We start from the raw sequence: 17,314 nt of genomic DNA on the forward strand, positions 1-17,314 counted from the left end.
TATGGTCACTTTCTGTTTTTGGGTCCTTGCCATGTTCGTTGTCCTTGAGCGGCTGATCAATCTGCACGATGGCTATCGCAAGGCCTTCCGGGTCAACGGCCAGGCGTTGCTGTTGCTGGTGGTGGACAATCGTCCGGTGCTGATCGACGAACGCTGCCCGCATCAGGGCGCGCCGTTGGCCGCGGCCACCGTGGAGGGTGACGTGCTGCGTTGTCCGCGCCATGGCCTGGCCTTCAGCCTGTCTTCGGGACGGGCGCTGCAGCCGGGTTGTGCGGGACTCAACCTGTACAAGGTGGCGTATGAGGGTGACCGCATTGGCATCGACGTGTAGCCTGAGTCTGGTCTAAAGCCGTATTGCCAGGTTTCGTCCATTTCAGTGATCGTGAATCCGACATCCATTTTTTCTGTCTGACAGGAGTTTCCCATGCATTACGTTACGCCCGATCTGTGCGACGCCTACCCTGAGCTGGTGCAGGTGCTGGAGCCGATGTTCAGCAACTTCGGTGGTCGCGACTCGTTTGGCGGCGAGATCGTCACCATCAAGTGCTTCGAGGACAATTCGCTGGTCAAGGAGCAGGTCGATCTCGACGGCAAGGGCAAGGTCCTGGTGGTCGACGGTGGCGGTTCGCTGCGCCGTGCGCTGTTGGGCGACATGCTTGCCGAGAAGGCGGCGAAGAATGGCTGGGAAGGCCTGGTGATCTATGGGTGCGTGCGTGACGTCGACGTCCTGGCGCAGACCGATGTCGGCGTGCAGGCCCTGGCCAGCCACCCGATGAAGACCGACAAGCGCGGCATCGGCGACCTCAATGTCGCGGTGACCTTCGCCGGTGTCACCTTCCACCCGGGCCAGTACCTCTACGCGGACAACAACGGCGTGATCATCTCGCCGAGCCCGCTGAGCATGCCCGAGTGATCCGATAGACAGGACGATGGAGTAAGGATGTTCGAGGAAGACAACGCGCAATGGGGGCTGGTTCATGCCCTGGTTCTCGATGGCAGGGGCGGTGCGCGTCCTATCGCTCGGACTGAACTCGACGCCCTGGTCCTGCAGCCGGAGGAAAGCCTCTGGCTGCACTGGGACCGCGGGCACCCGCAGACCCAGACCTGGCTGCGCCAGGACAGCGGTCTCAACGAATTTGCCTGCGACCTGCTGCTGGAGGAGAACACCCGCCCGCGCATGCTGCCGCAGCCCGATGCGCAGATGCTCCTGTTTCTGCGCGGGGTCAACCTCAATCCTGGCGCCGAACCCGAGGACATGGTCTCGGTACGCATCTTCGCCCAGGCCCAGCGGGTGATTTCCCTGCGTCTGCGGCCCCTGCGCGCCACCGACGAGCTGTTGCAGCAACTGGATGAGGGCCGGGGTCCGCGCACCGCGTCGGAATTGCTGCTGAGCCTGGCGCAGTTGCTGACGGACAAGATCCAGGCGGTGGTTTCCGACCTTTCGGAACTGGTCGACGACGAGGAAGAAAAACTCGAAGCCGACGAGCGCTACACCCCGGAACACGGCGCCTTGCAGCAGATGCGCCGGCGTGCCGCCGGGCTGCGCCGGTTCCTTGCGCCGCAGCGGGAAATCTACGCGCAACTGGCGCGCAACAAGTGGCCGTGGTTCGTCGAGGACGACGCGGACTACTGGAACGAGCTGAACAACAGCCTGATCCGTTACCTGGAAGAGCTGGAACTTACCCGCGAGCGGGTGGCGCTGGTCCTGGAGAGCGAGGACCGTCGTCTCAACGAACGGATGAACCGGACCATGTACCGCTTCGGCATCATCACCTGCATTTTCCTGCCGATGAGCTTCGTCACCGGTCTGCTCGGCATCAATGTCGGCGGCATTCCCGGCTCCGACAGTCCCTTCGGCTTCCTCTACGCCAGCCTGCTGGTGCTGGGCCTGGCCCTCGGGCAATGGTGGCTGTTCCGCCGCCTGCGCTGGGTGTGAGAAGCGATCTTGACGAATTCATTCCCGACCCCCGTGCGAATTGTTCATGTGACCCGTGGCACGGGCGTCTCGTCTTTGACAGACATTGCGCGAGGTGCCCATGCACGATCCGTTTGAACAATCCCTGCGAGACATGCTCAAGGCGTCGCCTTCCGGCCAGGACCGGGACGATGATGCCTGCCTCGGGCGTGTCCTGAAAACCGCCAACCGCCAGGTCGGCGCCGGCGATCTGTTCAGCCTGCTTGGCCGCTGGAGCCAGGCGCTGATGATCGCCATCAACAATGGCTCGGCGCATGTCGCGCCGGTTCGCCGCACCGCTTCCAAAGCTGATAAGGCCGATTGAATATGGAACTTGATCTCTGGACCCAGAGCCTGGTCGCTGCGATGACCGCGTTGTGGACCAAAGTCGCGAACTTCATCCCCAACCTGTTTGGCGCCCTGGTGGTCGTGCTGCTCGGCTTCGTCGTGGCCAAGCTGCTCGACACCCTGCTGTCCAAACTGCTGGCCAAGCTCGGCCTCGATCGCCTGATGGCGGGCACTGGCCTGACCAAGATGCTCAGCCGCGTGGGTATCCAGGTGCCGATCTCGACCCTGATCGGCAAGATCGTCTACTGGTTCGTGCTCCTGGTATTCCTCGTCTCCGCGGCTGAATCCCTCGGCCTGGAGCGGGTTTCCGCCACGCTCGACATGCTCGCCCTGTACCTGCCGAAAGTCTTCGGCGGCGCTCTGGTGCTGCTCTGCGGCCTGCTCCTGGCGCAGTTCGCCAATGGCCTGGTGCGGGGCGCCGCCGAGGGTATCGGCCTGGAATATGCGGCGGGTATCGGCCGCATCGCCCAGGGCCTGGTGATCATCATCAGCATCTCGGTGGCGATCAGCCAGCTGGAGGTGAAAACCGACCTGCTCAACCATGTTATCGTCATCGGCCTGATTACCGTTGGTCTGGCCGTGGCCCTGGCCATGGGCCTCGGCAGTCGGGAAATTGCCGGGCAGATCATTGCCGGTATCTATGTCCGCGAGCTCTATCAAGTCGGTCAGGATGTGCGGATTGGCGACGTCGAAGGCCAGATCGAAGAGATCGGCACGGTCAAGACGGTGGTACTGACCGATGATGGCGATTTGGTGTCGCTGTCCAACCGGACCCTGCTGGAGCAGCGTGTCAGTAGCCGCTAACCGGGCAAATCCTGTTAATGTATGCCGCCGCGAAATCGCCCCTCCCGGGCGGGCGGCGACGAATACCTGACTGTCGGCCTGATTTGTTTTGAATAAAGTCACCCCGCTGCCCATGCGTTACGATCCCCGCGAACTCACTGATGAGGAGTTGGTGGCGCGTTCGCATGAGGAGCTATTTCACGTCACCCGCGCCTATGAAGAGCTCATGAGGCGCTATCAGCGCACACTTTTTAACGTTTGCGCGCGCTATCTCGGGAACGATCGGGATGCCGATGATGTCTGTCAGGAGGTGATGCTGAAGGTCCTGTACGGTCTGAAGAACTTCGAGGGCAAATCCAAGTTCAAGACCTGGCTCTACAGCATCACCTACAACGAGTGCATAACCCAGTACCGCAAGGAGCGGCGCAAGCGGCGGTTGATGGATGCCCTGAGTCTCGATCCGGTGGAAGAAGCTTCAGAAGAGAAATCGCCGAAGCCGGAAGAGAAGGGCGGATTGGATCGGTGGCTGGTTCATGTGAATCCCATCGATCGGGAAATCCTGGTGCTACGATTTGTCGCAGAGCTGGAATTCCAGGAAATCGCCGACATCATGCATATGGGCTTGAGCGCAACGAAAATGCGCTACAAGCGTGCGCTGGACAAGCTTCGCGAGAAATTTTCCGGACAGATTGAAACTTAGTCCTACGGAATTTTCTCTAACGACCCGGTGAGTTCTGCTAAACTTGCCGTCGAGTTGTCCCCCGGAATTGGTGGGGACTGCTTAACAATCACCAAATGGGGATTTAACGGATGAAATTGAAAAACACCTTGGGCTTGGCCATTGGTTCTCTTGTTGCCGCAACTTCCTTCGGCGCACTGGCACAAGGCCAAGGCGCGGTCGAGATTGAAGGTAACGTCACTAAGCAGTACTACGATAGCGAACGTAACTTCAAGAATGATGGCACCAATCCTGGTGTTCGTCTCGGCTACTTCCTGACCGACGATGTGTCCCTGGACCTGAACTACAACGAGACTCACAACGCTCGTGGTGAAGTGTTCAACAAGGACATCAAAGGCTCGAAAACCGGTCTCGACGCGACTTACCACTTCGGCGCTCCTGAAGCTGGTCTGCGTCCATACGTTTCCGCCGGTTTCGCCCACGAAAGCCTGGGCCAGGCCACTCGTGGCGGCCGTGACCACTCCACCTTCGCCAACCTGGGCGCCGGTGCCAAGTGGTACATCACCGACAACTTCTTCGCTCGTGCTGGCGTTCAAGCTCAATACAACATCGACAACGGCAACACCGAGTGGGCGCCTACCGTCGGTATCGGCCTGAACTTCGGTGGCAGCACCAAGCCTGCCGCTGCTCCAGCTCCGGCTCCAGTTGCTGAAGTCTGCTCCGACAGCGACAACGACGGCGTCTGCGACAACGTCGACAAGTGCCCTGACACCCCGGCCAACGTTACCGTTGACGCCGACGGCTGCCCGGCTGTTGCCGAAGTCGTTCGCGTTGAGCTGGACGTCAAGTTCGACTTCGACAAGTCGGTCGTGAAGCCAAACAGCTACGGCGACATCAAGAACCTGGCTGACTTCATGAAGCAGTACCCACAAACCACCACCACCGTTGAAGGTCACACCGACTCCGTTGGTACCGACGCTTACAACCAGAAGCTGTCCGACCGTCGCGCCAAGGCAGTCAAGAACGTGCTGACCGAACAGTACGGTGTTGAGCCGGGCCGCGTTCAGTCGGTTGGCTACGGTGAGTCCCGTCCGGTTGCCGACAACGCCACCGAAGCTGGTCGCGCTGTCAACCGTCGCGTTGAAGCTCAAGTAGAAGCTCAAGCCAAGTAATTGGTCTGACGCACTACTGAAAAGCCCGGCTTCGGCCGGGCTTTTCTTTGCCTGCGATTTACCTTTTCAGATCGCTGCTTGCTGCAGTTCCAGCAGGGCAGAGGCTGCCCCCGCCACCTCACCGATGACCAGAATGGCCGGGCTCTGCAGGGCGAACGCCGCGGCGTCCTGGTCCATGTGCTGCAACTGGCTGCGGCATTCCCGTTGCCCGGGCAGGGAGGCGTTCTCGATCATCGCCACGGGCATCTGTGCTGCCATGCCGGCCGCCAGCAGGCCTTGCTGGATCTCCCGCAGCCGGGCTACGCCCATGTACACCACCAGAGTCATACCGCTTTGCGCCAGGCCGTGCCAGTTCAGCGGGCTGTCGTCCTGGGTATGCGCTGTGACCAGCGTCACGCCGCGACTCACTCCGCGCAAGGTGAGCGGAATACCGCAGCGTGTCGCGCCGGCGAGCCCGGCGGTGATGCCGTTCACCAGTTCCACTTCCACACCTCGTGCCTCAAGCCACTCGGCTTCCTCGCCGCCCCGACCGAAGATGCACGGATCGCCGCCCTTCAGGCGAACCACGCAGCGGCCCTGGCGCGCGTGGCGCAGCATCAGGCGCTGAATGAACGACTGTGGCGTCGAGCGGCAGCCACCGCGTTTGCCGACGCGGATCACCCGTGCCTGCGGGCAGTGTTCGAGGACTGCCGGGTTGACCAGGTCATCCAGCATCACCACATCGGCCTGGGCGATGGCGCGCACCGCTTTCAGGGTGAGCAGTTCGGGATCGCCGGGGCCAGCACCTACCAGCCAGACTTTTGCATTCATCGGGGCATTCCTCGTCAGGTCAGGGACTGTCAGCCTTTGAACAGGCCGATCAGCAGAATCAGGTTGAGCAGCAGGGACAGCAGGGCCAGGGTGCGCCAGACCTTCAGGGGTTCACGTTCCAGCAAGGGGCGTGGCCGCAGGGGCATGGGCTGGTGTTCGCCCTGTTCCAGCTGCAGCAGCCATTGCTCGGCGGTTTCGAAGCGTTGCCGCGGGTCGCGCGCCAGCGCCTGGGCGAGGTTGCGCTCAAGCCATTCCGGCAGGTCGGGACGCAGCCTCGCCGCGCTCGCGGGGGTGCCGAAACGCGGATGCTGGAAGGCTTCGATCTCGCCGTAGGGGTACTGTCCGGTGAGCAGCCAGAACAGGGTGACGCCCAGGGCATACAGGTCCTGTTGCGCCGTCGGTGCCGCGCCCTCGAACGCTTCCGGAGCGATGAAGGACGGTGTGCCGGGCAGGTCATGGGCGCTGTCCTGGGAAAGGCCGGGGCAGTACGCCAGGCCGAAGTCCAGCAGGCGCACCTGGCCGTCGTCGCCCAGGTGCAGGTTGTCCGGTTTGATGTCGCGATGGAGGATGTTGCGCCGGTGCAGGATGCCGATCGCGCGCAGGCTCTGCTGGGCGATATCCAGCCATTCCGGCAGCGACAGCGGGCCTTGCTGGGCGAAGCGCTGACCCAGGGTCAGCCCTGAATGCTCGCGCATCAGGTAGTACAGGTGCTGGCGCTGGTTGCCGGGGTGGACCTCGGGGAAGCAGCGCCCGGCGACCCGGCGCAGAAACCATTCCTCCATCAGCAGGCTTTGCTGCGCCAGGGTGTCCTGGTCGCGCTGCGCGGGGAGGGTCTTCAGCAGCCAGGCCTGCTGCTGGCGGTCGCGCACGCGGTAGAGCAGGGATTGCCGGCTCTGCCCCAGCAGCGCCTCCACCTGCCAGCCTTCGAACGCCTGGCCGGGACGCAGTGCGGGGGGCAGCGGCCATTGCTGCAACTGCGCGAGGGTATCGCCGAGACTGGCCGCGCCAGGCTCGTCGACCCGCACCAGTACCGCGCTGGCGTTGTCCTGGCTGCCGGCCATGTGGGCCATGCGCACCAGGGTGGCGCTGGCCTCGTCGAGGTCCGGGGTTTCCCGCAGCACGCTGGCGATCTGCCGATCATCCAGCACGCTCCAGACCCCGTCGCTGAGCAGGACGAAGCTTTCCCCGCGGCGCAACTCGCCTTCCAGATAGTCCACCAGCAGGTGTTCATCCAGGCCGAGGGCCCGCTTGAGCACATGCTGCATGCCCGGCTGGTCCCAGACATGGTCCTGGCTGAGCCGCTGCAGTTGTCCGTCATGCCAGCGATAGGCCCGGCAATCCCCGACATGCGCCAGGGTGAAGCGCAGTCCGCGCAGCACCAGGGCGCTGAGGGTGGTGAGCAGCGGTTGGCCGCCGCCATTGGCGCGCAGCCAGCGGTTCTGGGCCAGCAGCAGACGGTCCAGGGCCTGGGCCACGCCCCAGGTCGGCGGCGTGGCGTAGTAGTCCATGGCCAGCGCCTGCAGGCTGGCCCGCGCGGCCAGGCCGCCATCGGCGCACTGGCTGACGCCGTCGGCAAGGGCGAACAGGTAGCCCTTGCTCGCGGCCAGTTCCGCCGCGGGGGTGACCAGGCGCGTGGCGTCCTGGTTTTCCTCCCGCGGCCCGCTGGCGCTGGCCTGGGCGAAGCTCAGGCGCAGGCTCATCAGACGCGCGCCGCGGTCACGGCCGCCGAGCCCCAGGTGGTGCGCCAGCGGCGTTTGACCCCGTGCAGGCCGAACCAGGCCAGGACACCGAGGCTGGCGAACAGCCACAGGCCCAGCTGGTAGTCACCGCTGTATTGCTTGATGGTGCCCAGGCCAGCGGCGAGGAGGAAACCACCGATGCCGCCGGCCATGCCGATCAGCCCGGTCATCACCCCGATCTCCTGGCGGAAGCGTTGCGGGACCAGCTGGAACACCGCGCCGTTACCCGCACCGAGGCCGAGCATGGCGCTGACGAAGAGCCCCAGCGCTGCCACCGAGCTGGGCAGGTTGAAGCCCACCGCGGCGATGCAGATGGCCGCCACGCTGTACATCGCCAGCAGGGTGCGGATACCGCCGAAGCGGTCGGCCAGGGCGCCGCCCAGCGGGCGCATCAGGCTGCCGGCGAAGACGCAGGCGGCGGTGTAGTAGCCGGCCTTGACCGGGTCGAGGCCGTACTGGTCGTTGAAATAGCCGGGCAGGGCGCTGGCCAGGCCGATGAAGCCGCCGAAGGTGACGCTGTAGAAGAACATGAACCACCAGCTGTCGCGGTCGCCCAGGGCCTTGAGGTAGTCGGCCATGGCCTTGGCTTTGGGCCGCTGCGGGGCATTGCGCGCGAACAGGGCGAACAGCACCAGGGTCAGCAGCAGCGGCAGCACGGCGAAGCCGAACACGTTGTTCCAGCCGTAGGCTGCGGCCAGCACCGGGGCCAGCAGCGCGGCGAACACCGTGCCGGAGTTGCCCGCGCCGGCGATGCCCATGGCCTTGCCCTGGTGCTGTGGCGGATACCACTGCGAGGCCAGCGGCAGGGAGACGGCGAAGGACGCCCCGGCCACACCGAGGAACACGCCCAGCAGCAGGGCCTGTGAATAACTGTCGATGCCCAGCTTCCAGGCGCAGAACAGCGCGACGATGACGATCACCTGGCCGATCAGCCCGGCGGTCTTCGGCGACAGGCGATCCACCAGGATGCCCATGATGAAGCGCAGCACCGCGCCGGCCAGGATCGGCGTGGCCACCATCAGCCCGCGTTGTTGCGTGGTCAGTTGCAGGTCGGCGGCGATCTGCACCGCCAGCGGGCCGAGCAGGTACCAGACCATGAAGCTCAGATCGAAGTAGAGGAACGCGGCGAACAGGGTCGGGACATGCCCGGATTTCCAGAAGCTCGTATTCATTGGACACCTCACGGGGGCTGAAACAAAAAGACGTCGCTTCCCTGCCCGCGTGGTGCGAGGGGGAGAGCGACGTCTTTGTCGAGGAATATGGGCAACCGCCGTTGGCTACCGGGGTGAGTCAAAGCAAGAGGCGGGCCAGATGTCGCCTCAGCCCAGCATCTCGCTCATGGCGATGATCTGCTCCGCCACCTGGATCAGTTTCTGCTGCTTGCTCATGGCCTGGCGGCGCATCAGGGTGTAGGCCTGTTCCTCGTCGCACTGCCTCATCTTCATCAGCATGCCCTTGGCCAGCTCGATGCGCTTGCGCTCCGCCAGTTGCTGGTCGCGGGCCTGGAGCTGGGCCTTGAGCGCCTGGTCGCTCTCGAAGCGGGCCATGGCCACGTCGAGGATCGGCTGCAGGCGACGGGCATGGATGCCCTCGACGATGTAGGCGCTGACCCCGGCCTGGATTGCCCGGCGCATGACGCCGGGATCGTGCTCGTCGGTGAACATCACGATCGGCCTGGGCAGATCGCGGCTGACCAGCACCACCTGGTCCATGACATCACGGCCGGGTGACTCGGTATCGATCAGAATCACATCCGGACGCACCGTTTCGACGCGCGCCGGCAGGTCGATGGTCAGGCCGGATTCCTCGATCACCTCGAAACCGGCTTCCACCAGCGCTGCGCGCAGGCGGCCGACCTTTTTCTCGGTGTCGTCGATCAACAGGATTCGCAACATGTCGGCAGCTCCGGTCAGGCGTCGCTCAGGGCGTGCAGGCTGAAGCCATGGGCATAGCCGCGGGGATCCGAGCCATCCCAGACCGTGCCGTCGATCAGCCGGCTGCTGCGCATGGATTCCACGGGACAGTCGATGCCCAGGCTGATGGCGGCGTCACGGTACAGGCTCAGTTGCTGGACCTGGCGCGCCACCTCGAGGTAGTCCGGATCGTCGCGCAGCAGGCCCCAGCGGCGGAACTGGGTCATGAACCACATGCCGTCGGACAGGTACGGCACGTTGCTCTTGCCATAGTTGTGCAGGCTGAGGGCGTGAGGATCGTGCCAGCGGTTGCCGAGACCGTCCTCGTAGTCGCCGAGCATGCGTGGCTCGATGGTCGTCAACGGTGCATCGAGATAGGGCGGTGCGCTGAGCAATTGCGCGGTGGCGCGCCGATTCTCCTGGCTGGCCTCGATGAAGCGGCTCGCCGCGAGTACCGAGGCCACCAGTGCCCGCGCGGTGTTGGGGTAGTGCTCGACGAAGCTGCGGGTGGCGCCGAGGACCTTTTCCGGATGCTCGGGCCAGATCGACTGGCTGGTCGCCAGGGTAAAGCCCATGCCCTGGTTCACCGCGTCCGCCGACCAGGGTTCGCCGACGCAGAAGCCGTCGATGCGCCCGGCGCGCAGGTGGGCGAGCATCTGCGCCGGTGGGACCACCACGCTGTTGACGTCGCGCAGGGGGTGGATGCCCTGGCTGGCGAGCCAGTAATACAGCCACATGGCGTGGGTGCCGGTGGGAAAGGTCTGGGCGAAGGTCAGTTTTGTCCGACTTTGGTGCACGTGACGCTGCAGTGCTTCCGGATTGGTCACGCCCTGGGCCTGGAGCGCGGGGGAGAGGTTGATGCCCTGGCCGTTGTGGTTCAGGCCCATCAGCACCGCCATCGGCGTCGCCGCGACGCCGCCGATGCCCAGGTGAACGGCGTAGGTCAGGCCGTACAGGCAGTGCGCGGCATCCAGCTCGCCGCTGAGCAGGCCGTCGCGCAAGCCGGCCCAGGAGCTCTGGCGCTTGAGGTTCAGGCTCAGGCCATGGGGCTGGGCAAAGCCCTGGGTCGCCGCGACCACCAGCGGGGCGCAGTCGCTCAGGGCCATGAAGCCGATGTTCAGGCTGGTCTTTTCCGGCGCGTCGCTGCCATGCAGCCAGGCCAGTGGGGTGGGGGAGATATCAGTCATCGCAATGCAGTCGCCCGGCAGATAAAGCGTTGGCCGGCGCGCTGAACACGCCGACCGCGTGGCAACCATCCAAGCAACCCATATGCCAAGGCCCTGTCGCCGAAACCCCGGCGTGGCTATAATCGCCACCTCTCCAAATCTTGAGCCAAGCCCGCCCATGTATAACCTGGCCCGCCAGCTGTTGTTCAAACTGTCCCCGGAAACGTCCCACGACCTGTCGCTCGACCTGATCGGCGCTGGCGGCCGTCTGGGCCTCAACGGACTGTTGACCAAGGCGCCGGCGCGCTTGCCGGTGACGGTCATGGGCCTGGAGTTCGCCAATCCGGTGGGGCTGGCCGCCGGCCTGGACAAGAACGGCGCGGCCATCGATGGTTTCGGCCAACTGGGCTTCGGTTTCGTCGAGATCGGCACCGTGACCCCGCGTCCGCAGCCGGGCAATCCGAAGCCGCGGCTGTTCCGTCTGCCGGAAGCCGAGGCGATCATCAACCGCATGGGCTTCAACAACCTGGGTGTGGACAACCTGCTCGACCGGGTCCGGGCATCCCGCTACAAGGGCGTGCTGGGCATCAATATCGGCAAGAACTTCGACACCCCCGTCGAGCGCGCGGTGGACGACTACCTGATCTGCCTGAACAAGGTCTACGCCCAGGCGAGCTACATCACCGTCAACGTCAGCTCGCCCAACACCCCGGGCCTGCGCAGCCTGCAGTTCGGCGATTCGCTCAAGCAACTGCTCGAAGAGCTGGCCGTGCGCCGCGAGGAACTGGCCCTGGCGCATGGCAAGCGCGTACCGCTGGCAATCAAGATCGCCCCGGACATGACCGACGAGGAAACCGCACTGGTGGCCGCGGCCCTGCTGGATTCTGGAATGGACGCGGTGATCGCGACCAACACCACTCTCAGCCGTGAAGGTGTCGAAGGCCTGCATCACGCCGACGAGGCCGGTGGCCTGTCCGGTGCTCCGGTGCGTGACAAGAGCACCCATACGGTGAAGGTCCTGGCCGGGGAACTGGCGGGTCGCATGCCGATCATCGCCGCCGGCGGAATCACCGAGGGGCGCCATGCCGCCGAGAAGATCGCCGCGGGTGCGAGCCTGGTGCAGATCTATTCCGGTTTCATCTACAAGGGCCCGGCACTGATCCGCGAGGCGGTGGACGCCATCGCCGCCATGCCGGGGCGCTGACTCACGGGCATAAAGATGCGGGCATAAAAAAGGGCCCCATCAAGGGGCCCCCTGGGCCGAAGCCCGCCGCCCGGATAGGGCGCGCATGTGAAACGGTTATTCGGTCAAGCTCCTCGATCAGCCAACGGCGTGAACTTCGTTGAGTCTATGGATACCTGCGGTGCCGGTCATACCATCCCAGTTGTCGCCTCGTCCTTCACGCCAGCCATTGATCCATGCCTGGCGTACGGACGGCAGGGTGAAGGGGCAAAGCTCGCGGGATTTGCCGGTGACCCCGTATTGGTAGCCACGTGAAAATGCTCTTTCCAACGGATCACGCTTAAGTCTTCTCATAGGGTACTGCCCTCATTTGTTGACTGTAATGTCCCGTCGGCCTCGTCTGAGGCCGGGCAGATTCGTTCTGCCGGTTTTGCGCTCGCTGCCGGCGTGGCGAGCTGAAGTGTCGTACCGTTGCGGTCACGACCTGAGTTGATTTCTAACCAATGGGGATGGGCGTGTGAACGAACGTTTTGTCATAAGCACGTAACCTTTCCATGGGTGAGAGGATAAGTAAAAAAATGCTTCACAGAGGGACGGCGGTTAAAGCCAGCTATCATCAGGATTTGCCCCGCCTATGCAGCAAAACGCCATCGCGTAGCTGGTTTTCCGGCGCTGGTGGATAAATCGACGAAGGGTCGAATTTGTCACCTTCCGCAATAGAATTTTTCGTTCTGCCCGGCGATCAAAGCCTTTTTGCCTCTCGCGAAAAGGATTCTCCGGGCGGCCCGGCACGCAGCGTCGTGCCACTCGGGTGCTTGCCGAAGGCACCCGATCAAACTTCGAAGGGCGATGCGCTCGCACCTTCACTACAAGGCTGGATTGACCCATGTCGGACCGTTTCGAACTCTACCTCACCTGTCCCAAAGGCCTGGAAGGCCTGCTCGCCGACGAGGCCCGCGGCCTTGGCCTGGAGGATGTGCGCGAGCACACCTCGGCGCTGCGCGGCTCGGCCGACATGGAAACCGCCTATCGCCTGTGCCTCTGGTCGCGCCTGGCCAACCGCGTGCTGCTGGTGCTCAAGCGCTTCGACATGAAGAACGCCGATGACCTGTACGACGGCGTCCACGATGTCGACTGGCAGGAGCACCTGGATGCTGCCGGCACCCTGGCGGTGGAGTTCAGCGGCCATGGTTCGGGCATCGACAACACGCACTTCGGTGCGCTCAAGGTCAAGGACGCCATCGTCGACAAGCTGCGCAACGCCCGCGGCGAGCGGCCATCGGTAGACAAGCTGAATCCTGACCTGCGCGTGCACCTGCGCCTGGAGCGTGGCGAGGCGATCCTGTCCCTGGACCTGTCCGGGCACAGCCTGCACCAGCGTGGTTACCGCCTGCAGCAGGGCGCCGCGCCCCTCAAGGAAAACCTCGCCGCCGCCGTGCTGATCCGCGCCGGCTGGCCGCGCATCGCCGCCGAAGGCGGGGCCCTGGCCGACCCGATGTGCGGTGTCGGTACCTTCCTCGTGGAAGCGGCGATGATCGCCGCGGACATCGCGCCGAACCTCAAGCGCGAGCGCTGGGGCTTCACCTCCTGGCTCGGCCATGTGCCGGCCCTGTGGCGCAAGGTCCACGATGACGCCCGTGCCCGTGCCGAAGCCGGCCTGGCCCGTCCACCGCTGTGGATTCGCGGCTACGAGGCCGATCCGCGGCTGATCCAGCCGGGACGCAACAACGTCGAGCGCGCCGGCCTGAGCGACTGGGTGAAGATCTACCAGGGTGAGGTCGGTACCTTCGAGCCGCGCCCGGACCAGAACCAGAAAGGCCTGGTGATCAGCAACCCACCCTACGGCGAGCGCCTCGGCGACGAAGCCAGCTTGCTGTACCTCTACCAGAACCTCGGCGAACGCCTGCGCCAGGCCTGTCTCGGCTGGGAGGCGGCGGTGTTCACCGGCGCTCCGGACCTGGGCAAGCGCATGGGCATCCGCAGCCACAAGCAGTATTCGTTCTGGAACGGCGCGTTGCCGTGCAAGCTGCTGCTGATCAAGGTGCAACCGGACCAGTTCGTCACCGGCGAACGTCGTTCCAGCGAGCGCAACCCGGACGAACCCCGGCCTGCCGCGGCTGCCGAGCCGGCTCGACTGAGCGAAGGCGGGCAGATGTTCGCCAACCGCCTGCAGAAGAACCTCAAGCAACTGGGCAAGTGGGCCAGCCGCGAGCACATCACCTGCTATCGCCTCTACGATGCCGACATGCCGGAATACGCCGTGGCGGTCGATCTCTACCAGGGCTGGGTGCACGTGCAGGAATACGCCGCGCCGCGCTCCATCGATCCGGAAAAGGCCCAGGCCCGGCTGTTCGACGCGCTGGCGGCCATTCCGCAGGCGCTCGGCGTCGACCAGAGCAAGGTGGTGGTCAAGCGCCGCGAGCGGCAGAGCGGCACCCGCCAGTACGAGCGGCAGAACAGCCAGGGGCAGTTCATGGAGGTCAGCGAAGGCGGGGTCAAGCTGCTGGTCAACCTCACCGATTACCTGGACACCGGCCTGTTCCTCGACCATCGCCCGATGCGCCTGCGCATCCAGCGCGAGGCTGCGGGCAAGCGTTTCCTCAACCTGTTCTGCTACACCGCCACGGCCACCGTGCACGCGGCCAAGGGCGGCGCGCGCAGCACCACCAGCGTCGACCTGTCGAAGACCTACCTGGACTGGGCGCGGCGCAATCTCTCGCTCAACGGTTATTCCGACAAGAACCGCCTGGAGCAGGGCGATGTGATGGCCTGGCTGGAAAGCAACCGCGAGCAGTTCGATCTGATCTTCATCGACCCGCCGACCTTCTCCAACTCCAAGCGCATGGAAGGCGTGTTCGACGTCCAGCGCGACCATGTGCAACTGCTCGACCTGGCGGTTGCACGCCTGGCGCCGGGGGGCGTGCTGTATTTCTCCAACAACTTCCGCAAGTTCCAACTCGACGAGCATCTGCAGGAGCGCTATGCCATCGAGGAAATCAGTGCCAGCACCCTCGACCCCGACTTCGCTCGCAATGGCAAGATTCACCGGGCCTGGCGCATCCAGGCGCGGTGAAGTAAATGACGCATTCATGGCTCTCAAGGACGTGGCTACTGGCTATTATTGAAGAAGAGAGCCCTGAGTGCCGTCACCGGCCGGCGTTGTGAGTGCTGTTCCATGTCGAAGCCTGTCCTGCGCCCGAAGATGCTCGGTCTCATCAGCGAGGAGGTATCTCCCTGGCTGGTGGCATTCGTTACCCTGCTGATTGGCGGGCTGCTGACCACCTTGCTGGCGGTGGCGGCCCGTGAGCTCTATCGCCAGCAACTGACCCAGCGTTTCGAGCTGCTCGCCGAGGAACGCTACAGCCGCATCGAAGAGCGCCTGCAGGACCAGATGCAACGTCTGGACGGCCTGCGGCGCTTTTTCGTGTTTGCCCAGGAAATCACCCGCGACGAGTTCGACGGCTACGTGCGCCCCTTGCTGCACCGTTCCCAGGCGTATTCCTGGGCGCCTCGGGTCAGCGATGCGCAGCGGAGCGAGTTCGAGCAGCGTGCCCGGGCGATTGTGGGCGACGCCTACGTTATCCGCGAGTTGAGCGATGGCGGCGTTCTGCAGCCTTCGCGGTCACGCCCGCTGTACTACCCGGTGCTGTTCAGCCAGACCCTCAACCACTTGCCGCCACCGCTGGGTTTCGACCTGCTGTCCCAGGCCCTGCGCCGCGATGTGCTGCTGCGTGCCGCGACGTCGCGGGCGATGGCGGTGTCCGCGCCGCTGGACCTGCTCGACGTGGACCCGGCCTATTCCCGCGGCATGCTGATGGTGGCACCGGTGTTCGCCCCACAGGCGACGGACGGCGAGCCCAAGGGTTATGTCATGACGGCGCTGAGCATGCGCCAGCTGATGGCGGACGGTCTGCCCAGCGCCGAGGCCGACAATCTGGTGGTGCGCATTCTCGACCTGTCTTCCGCGGGGGCGCCGGAGGCACTGTTCCAGTCCGGTGAGCAAGTGCCCGACTCGCCGTTGGCGCTGCGCAAGGTGCTGCATCTGGCCGACCGTTCCTACCAGTTGCACCTGTTTCCCAGCCAGGAGTTTCTCCAGGACAACAGTTCCTCGACCAGCGCCGTGATCGTGGTCGGCGGCCTGCTCAGCCTGTTGCTCAGTGCCTTGCTGTTCAGTCTGTTCAACCAGCGCCAGCGGGCCCTGACGCTGGTCGAGCAGCGCACCGGCGAATTGCGCATCAGCGAAGAAACCCTGCGCGACACCCACAATCAGTTGCGCAGCGTGCTGGATGCAGCGACCCAGGTCGGGATCATCGCCACCGACCTGCATGGTGTGATCAGCACCTTCAACGCCGGTGCCGAGCGCATGCTGGGCTATCGCAGCGACGAGGTGCTGGGCAAGCTGACCCTGGAACGCCTGCTGTTGCCCGGCGAAGTCCAGGAGCGGGCACGCCTGCTGAGCCTGCGCTTCGGGCGTGACATCAGTCCCAGCCAGGCGCTGCTGGCCGACAGCGTGCCCAACGCCGACCAGGAACCGAGCGAGTGGACGCTGCGCCGCAAGGACGGCAGCTTGCTGCCGGCCAACATGCTGGTCACCGCGGTACTCGACGAGTTCGGCCTGTGGGTCGGGCACCTGGCGATCTGCATCGACATCACCGAGCGCAAGCGCGTCCACGAAGCCCTGGAAGCCCGCGACCGTCTCCTGGAAAAGCTCACGGCGCAGGTGCCGGGTGGCATCTACCAGTTCCGCCTCAACCCCGACGGCAGTTCCTGCTTCAGTTATTCCAGCGAAGGCCTGCGCGACATCTACGAGGTGGACCCGGCGCTGCTGCGCCAGGACGCGACCATCGTGTTCGAGCGGATTCATCCCGATGACCTGGCCCGTGTGCGTTTTTCCATTCGCGAGTCCGCCGATCAACTGACGCCCTGGCGTGAGGAGTACCGTGTGCAGTTGCCCACGGCCGGTCTGCGCTGGGTGCGTGGCGAGGCAACGCCGGAGCCGTTGGCGGATGGCGGTACGCTGTGGCATGGCTATCTGACGGATATTTCCGACCTGAAGCGGGTCGAGGAGGAACTGCGCGCGCTGTCGGTGACCGACTCGCTGACTGGCATCCACAACCGCCGCTATTTCCAGGAACGGCTCAAGGCCGAGCTGGAGCGCGCGCAGCGCGATGGCCAGGACCTGGCGGTGATCATGCTCGATATCGATCACTTCAAGCTGATCAACGATCAGTTCGGCCATGCCGTGGGCGACCACGTGCTGCAGAGCCTGTGCCAGCGCATCGGTCATCGTCTGCGGCGTACCGATGTGTTCTGTCGTCTGGGCGGCGAGGAATTCATGGTGCTGTGCCCGGGCAGCAACGCCGCCCAGGCCCATTCGCTGGCGCTGGAGTTGTGGCAGGGCGTGCGCAGCGTGCCGGTGGAGGGTGTGGGCAGGGTCACCGCCAGCTTTGGTGTGGCCGGCTGGCGCCCGGGGGAGGGCGCCGATGCCTTGTTGCTGCGTGCCGACTCCGGGGTCTACGCGGCCAAGCAGGGTGGCCGCGACCGGGTCGAGGCCGAACAGCTCTGAA

The 17,314-nt window shown here is 64.6% G+C and carries 16 protein-coding genes; 10 read left to right on the plus strand and 6 right to left on the minus strand.

All coding sequences use genetic code 11. From position 1 onward, the window contains the following. Positions 1–31: 31 nt before the first annotated feature. From RTI28_RS06560 to RTI28_RS06590, 7 genes are all read left to right on the plus strand, one after another. Complete coding sequence (locus tag RTI28_RS06560) at positions 32–331, plus strand: Rieske (2Fe-2S) protein (RefSeq protein WP_316919698.1); 300 nt, start codon at positions 32–34, stop codon at positions 329–331. Positions 332–424: 93 nt separating this feature from the next. Beyond that, on the plus strand, positions 425–913 hold the full coding sequence (gene rraA / locus RTI28_RS06565; RefSeq protein ID WP_316919699.1) for a ribonuclease E activity regulator RraA: 489 nt from the start codon (positions 425–427) through the stop codon (positions 911–913). A 27-nt stretch (positions 914–940) separates the two neighbouring features. Beyond that, on the plus strand, positions 941–1,936 hold the full coding sequence (locus tag RTI28_RS06570; RefSeq protein WP_316919700.1) for a zinc transporter ZntB: 996 nt from the start codon (positions 941–943) through the stop codon (positions 1,934–1,936). A 94-nt stretch (positions 1,937–2,030) separates the two neighbouring features. Beyond that, positions 2,031–2,279 carry a CrfX protein gene (locus RTI28_RS06575; RefSeq protein ID WP_170946401.1) on the plus strand — a complete coding sequence of 83 codons (249 nt, stop codon included), beginning with the start codon at positions 2,031–2,033 and terminating at the stop codon, positions 2,277–2,279. Between the two features lie 2 nt (positions 2,280–2,281). Beyond that, on the plus strand, positions 2,282–3,106 hold the full coding sequence (locus tag RTI28_RS06580; protein ID WP_042124227.1) for a mechanosensitive ion channel family protein: 825 nt from the start codon (positions 2,282–2,284) through the stop codon (positions 3,104–3,106). Positions 3,107–3,194: 88 nt separating this feature from the next. Continuing rightward, positions 3,195–3,785, plus strand: coding sequence for an RNA polymerase sigma factor SigX (gene sigX, locus RTI28_RS06585; RefSeq protein WP_316919701.1), 591 nt, complete (start codon positions 3,195–3,197; stop codon positions 3,783–3,785). A 110-nt stretch (positions 3,786–3,895) separates the two neighbouring features. Next, positions 3,896–4,936 carry an OmpA family protein gene (locus RTI28_RS06590; RefSeq protein ID WP_316919702.1) on the plus strand — a complete coding sequence of 347 codons (1,041 nt, stop codon included), beginning with the start codon at positions 3,896–3,898 and terminating at the stop codon, positions 4,934–4,936. Positions 4,937–5,002: 66 nt separating this feature from the next. On the opposite strand, the gene cobA is transcribed toward RTI28_RS06590, so the two are convergent. From cobA to RTI28_RS06615, 5 genes are all read right to left on the minus strand, one after another. Continuing rightward, entirely contained in the window at positions 5,003–5,746 is a 744-nt protein-coding gene (gene cobA / locus RTI28_RS06595) for a uroporphyrinogen-III C-methyltransferase (RefSeq protein WP_316919703.1), read from the minus strand. 29 nt (positions 5,747–5,775) lie between these two features. Beyond that, positions 5,776–7,446, minus strand: a complete 1,671-nt coding sequence (locus tag RTI28_RS06600) for a bifunctional protein-serine/threonine kinase/phosphatase (RefSeq protein WP_316919704.1) — start codon at positions 7,444–7,446, stop codon at positions 5,776–5,778. Beyond that, complete coding sequence (locus RTI28_RS06605) at positions 7,446–8,657, minus strand: nitrate/nitrite transporter (RefSeq protein WP_316919705.1); 1,212 nt, start codon at positions 8,655–8,657, stop codon at positions 7,446–7,448. The genes RTI28_RS06600 and RTI28_RS06605 overlap by 1 nt, the downstream gene beginning before the upstream one ends. A gap of 147 nt (positions 8,658–8,804) precedes the next feature. Then, on the minus strand, positions 8,805–9,380 hold the full coding sequence (locus RTI28_RS06610; protein ID WP_316919706.1) for an ANTAR domain-containing response regulator: 576 nt from the start codon (positions 9,378–9,380) through the stop codon (positions 8,805–8,807). 14 nt (positions 9,381–9,394) lie between these two features. After that, positions 9,395–10,585 (minus strand): CmpA/NrtA family ABC transporter substrate-binding protein, encoded by a 1,191-nt coding sequence (locus RTI28_RS06615; protein ID WP_316919707.1) that lies wholly within the window; start codon positions 10,583–10,585, stop codon positions 9,395–9,397. A 157-nt stretch (positions 10,586–10,742) separates the two neighbouring features. On the opposite strand from RTI28_RS06615, the gene RTI28_RS06620 reads away from it, so the two are divergent. After that, positions 10,743–11,768 (plus strand): quinone-dependent dihydroorotate dehydrogenase, encoded by a 1,026-nt coding sequence (locus tag RTI28_RS06620; protein WP_316919708.1) that lies wholly within the window; start codon positions 10,743–10,745, stop codon positions 11,766–11,768. 117 nt (positions 11,769–11,885) lie between these two features. Here the strand turns inward: RTI28_RS06620 and rmf are convergent, their stop codons facing one another. Beyond that, positions 11,886–12,101, minus strand: coding sequence for a ribosome modulation factor (gene rmf, locus RTI28_RS06625; RefSeq protein WP_009404525.1), 216 nt, complete (start codon positions 12,099–12,101; stop codon positions 11,886–11,888). A gap of 532 nt (positions 12,102–12,633) precedes the next feature. On the opposite strand from rmf, the gene rlmKL reads away from it, so the two are divergent. Both rlmKL and RTI28_RS06635 read left to right on the plus strand, forming a co-directional pair. Beyond that, the gene (gene rlmKL, locus RTI28_RS06630; protein WP_316919709.1) at positions 12,634–14,820 is read left to right on the plus strand and encodes a bifunctional 23S rRNA (guanine(2069)-N(7))-methyltransferase RlmK/23S rRNA (guanine(2445)-N(2))-methyltransferase RlmL; all 2,187 of its coding nucleotides are present in this window, start codon (positions 12,634–12,636) and stop codon (positions 14,818–14,820) included. A 102-nt stretch (positions 14,821–14,922) separates the two neighbouring features. Then, on the plus strand, positions 14,923–17,313 hold the full coding sequence (locus RTI28_RS06635) for a diguanylate cyclase (RefSeq protein ID WP_316919710.1): 2,391 nt from the start codon (positions 14,923–14,925) through the stop codon (positions 17,311–17,313). The last annotated feature ends 1 nt before the right edge of the window (position 17,314 follow it).

The organism is Pseudomonas sp. zfem002 (genome assembly GCF_032621685.1).
GTDB lineage: Bacteria > Pseudomonadota > Gammaproteobacteria > Pseudomonadales > Pseudomonadaceae > Aquipseudomonas > Aquipseudomonas japonica.

Coding starts and splice junctions, on each gene's coding strand:
- RTI28_RS06610 (WP_316919706.1), bottom strand. CDS start 9,380: ATGTTGCGAATCCTGTTGATCGACGACACCGAGAAAAAGGTCGGCCGC.
- RTI28_RS06570 (WP_316919700.1), top strand. CDS start 941: ATGTTCGAGGAAGACAACGCGCAATGGGGGCTGGTTCATGCCCTGGTT.
- RTI28_RS06635 (WP_316919710.1), top strand. CDS start 14,923: ATGTCGAAGCCTGTCCTGCGCCCGAAGATGCTCGGTCTCATCAGCGAG.
- RTI28_RS06580 (WP_042124227.1), top strand. CDS start 2,282: ATGGAACTTGATCTCTGGACCCAGAGCCTGGTCGCTGCGATGACCGCG.
- RTI28_RS06620 (WP_316919708.1), top strand. CDS start 10,743: ATGTATAACCTGGCCCGCCAGCTGTTGTTCAAACTGTCCCCGGAAACG.
- cobA (WP_316919703.1), bottom strand. CDS start 5,746: ATGAATGCAAAAGTCTGGCTGGTAGGTGCTGGCCCCGGCGATCCCGAA.
- RTI28_RS06600 (WP_316919704.1), bottom strand. CDS start 7,446: ATGAGCCTGCGCCTGAGCTTCGCCCAGGCCAGCGCCAGCGGGCCGCGG.
- rlmKL (WP_316919709.1), top strand. CDS start 12,634: ATGTCGGACCGTTTCGAACTCTACCTCACCTGTCCCAAAGGCCTGGAA.
- RTI28_RS06590 (WP_316919702.1), top strand. CDS start 3,896: ATGAAATTGAAAAACACCTTGGGCTTGGCCATTGGTTCTCTTGTTGCC.
- RTI28_RS06615 (WP_316919707.1), bottom strand. CDS start 10,585: ATGACTGATATCTCCCCCACCCCACTGGCCTGGCTGCATGGCAGCGAC.
- RTI28_RS06560 (WP_316919698.1), top strand. CDS start 32: ATGTTCGTTGTCCTTGAGCGGCTGATCAATCTGCACGATGGCTATCGC.
- rraA (WP_316919699.1), top strand. CDS start 425: ATGCATTACGTTACGCCCGATCTGTGCGACGCCTACCCTGAGCTGGTG.
- rmf (WP_009404525.1), bottom strand. CDS start 12,101: ATGAGAAGACTTAAGCGTGATCCGTTGGAAAGAGCATTTTCACGTGGC.
- RTI28_RS06605 (WP_316919705.1), bottom strand. CDS start 8,657: ATGAATACGAGCTTCTGGAAATCCGGGCATGTCCCGACCCTGTTCGCC.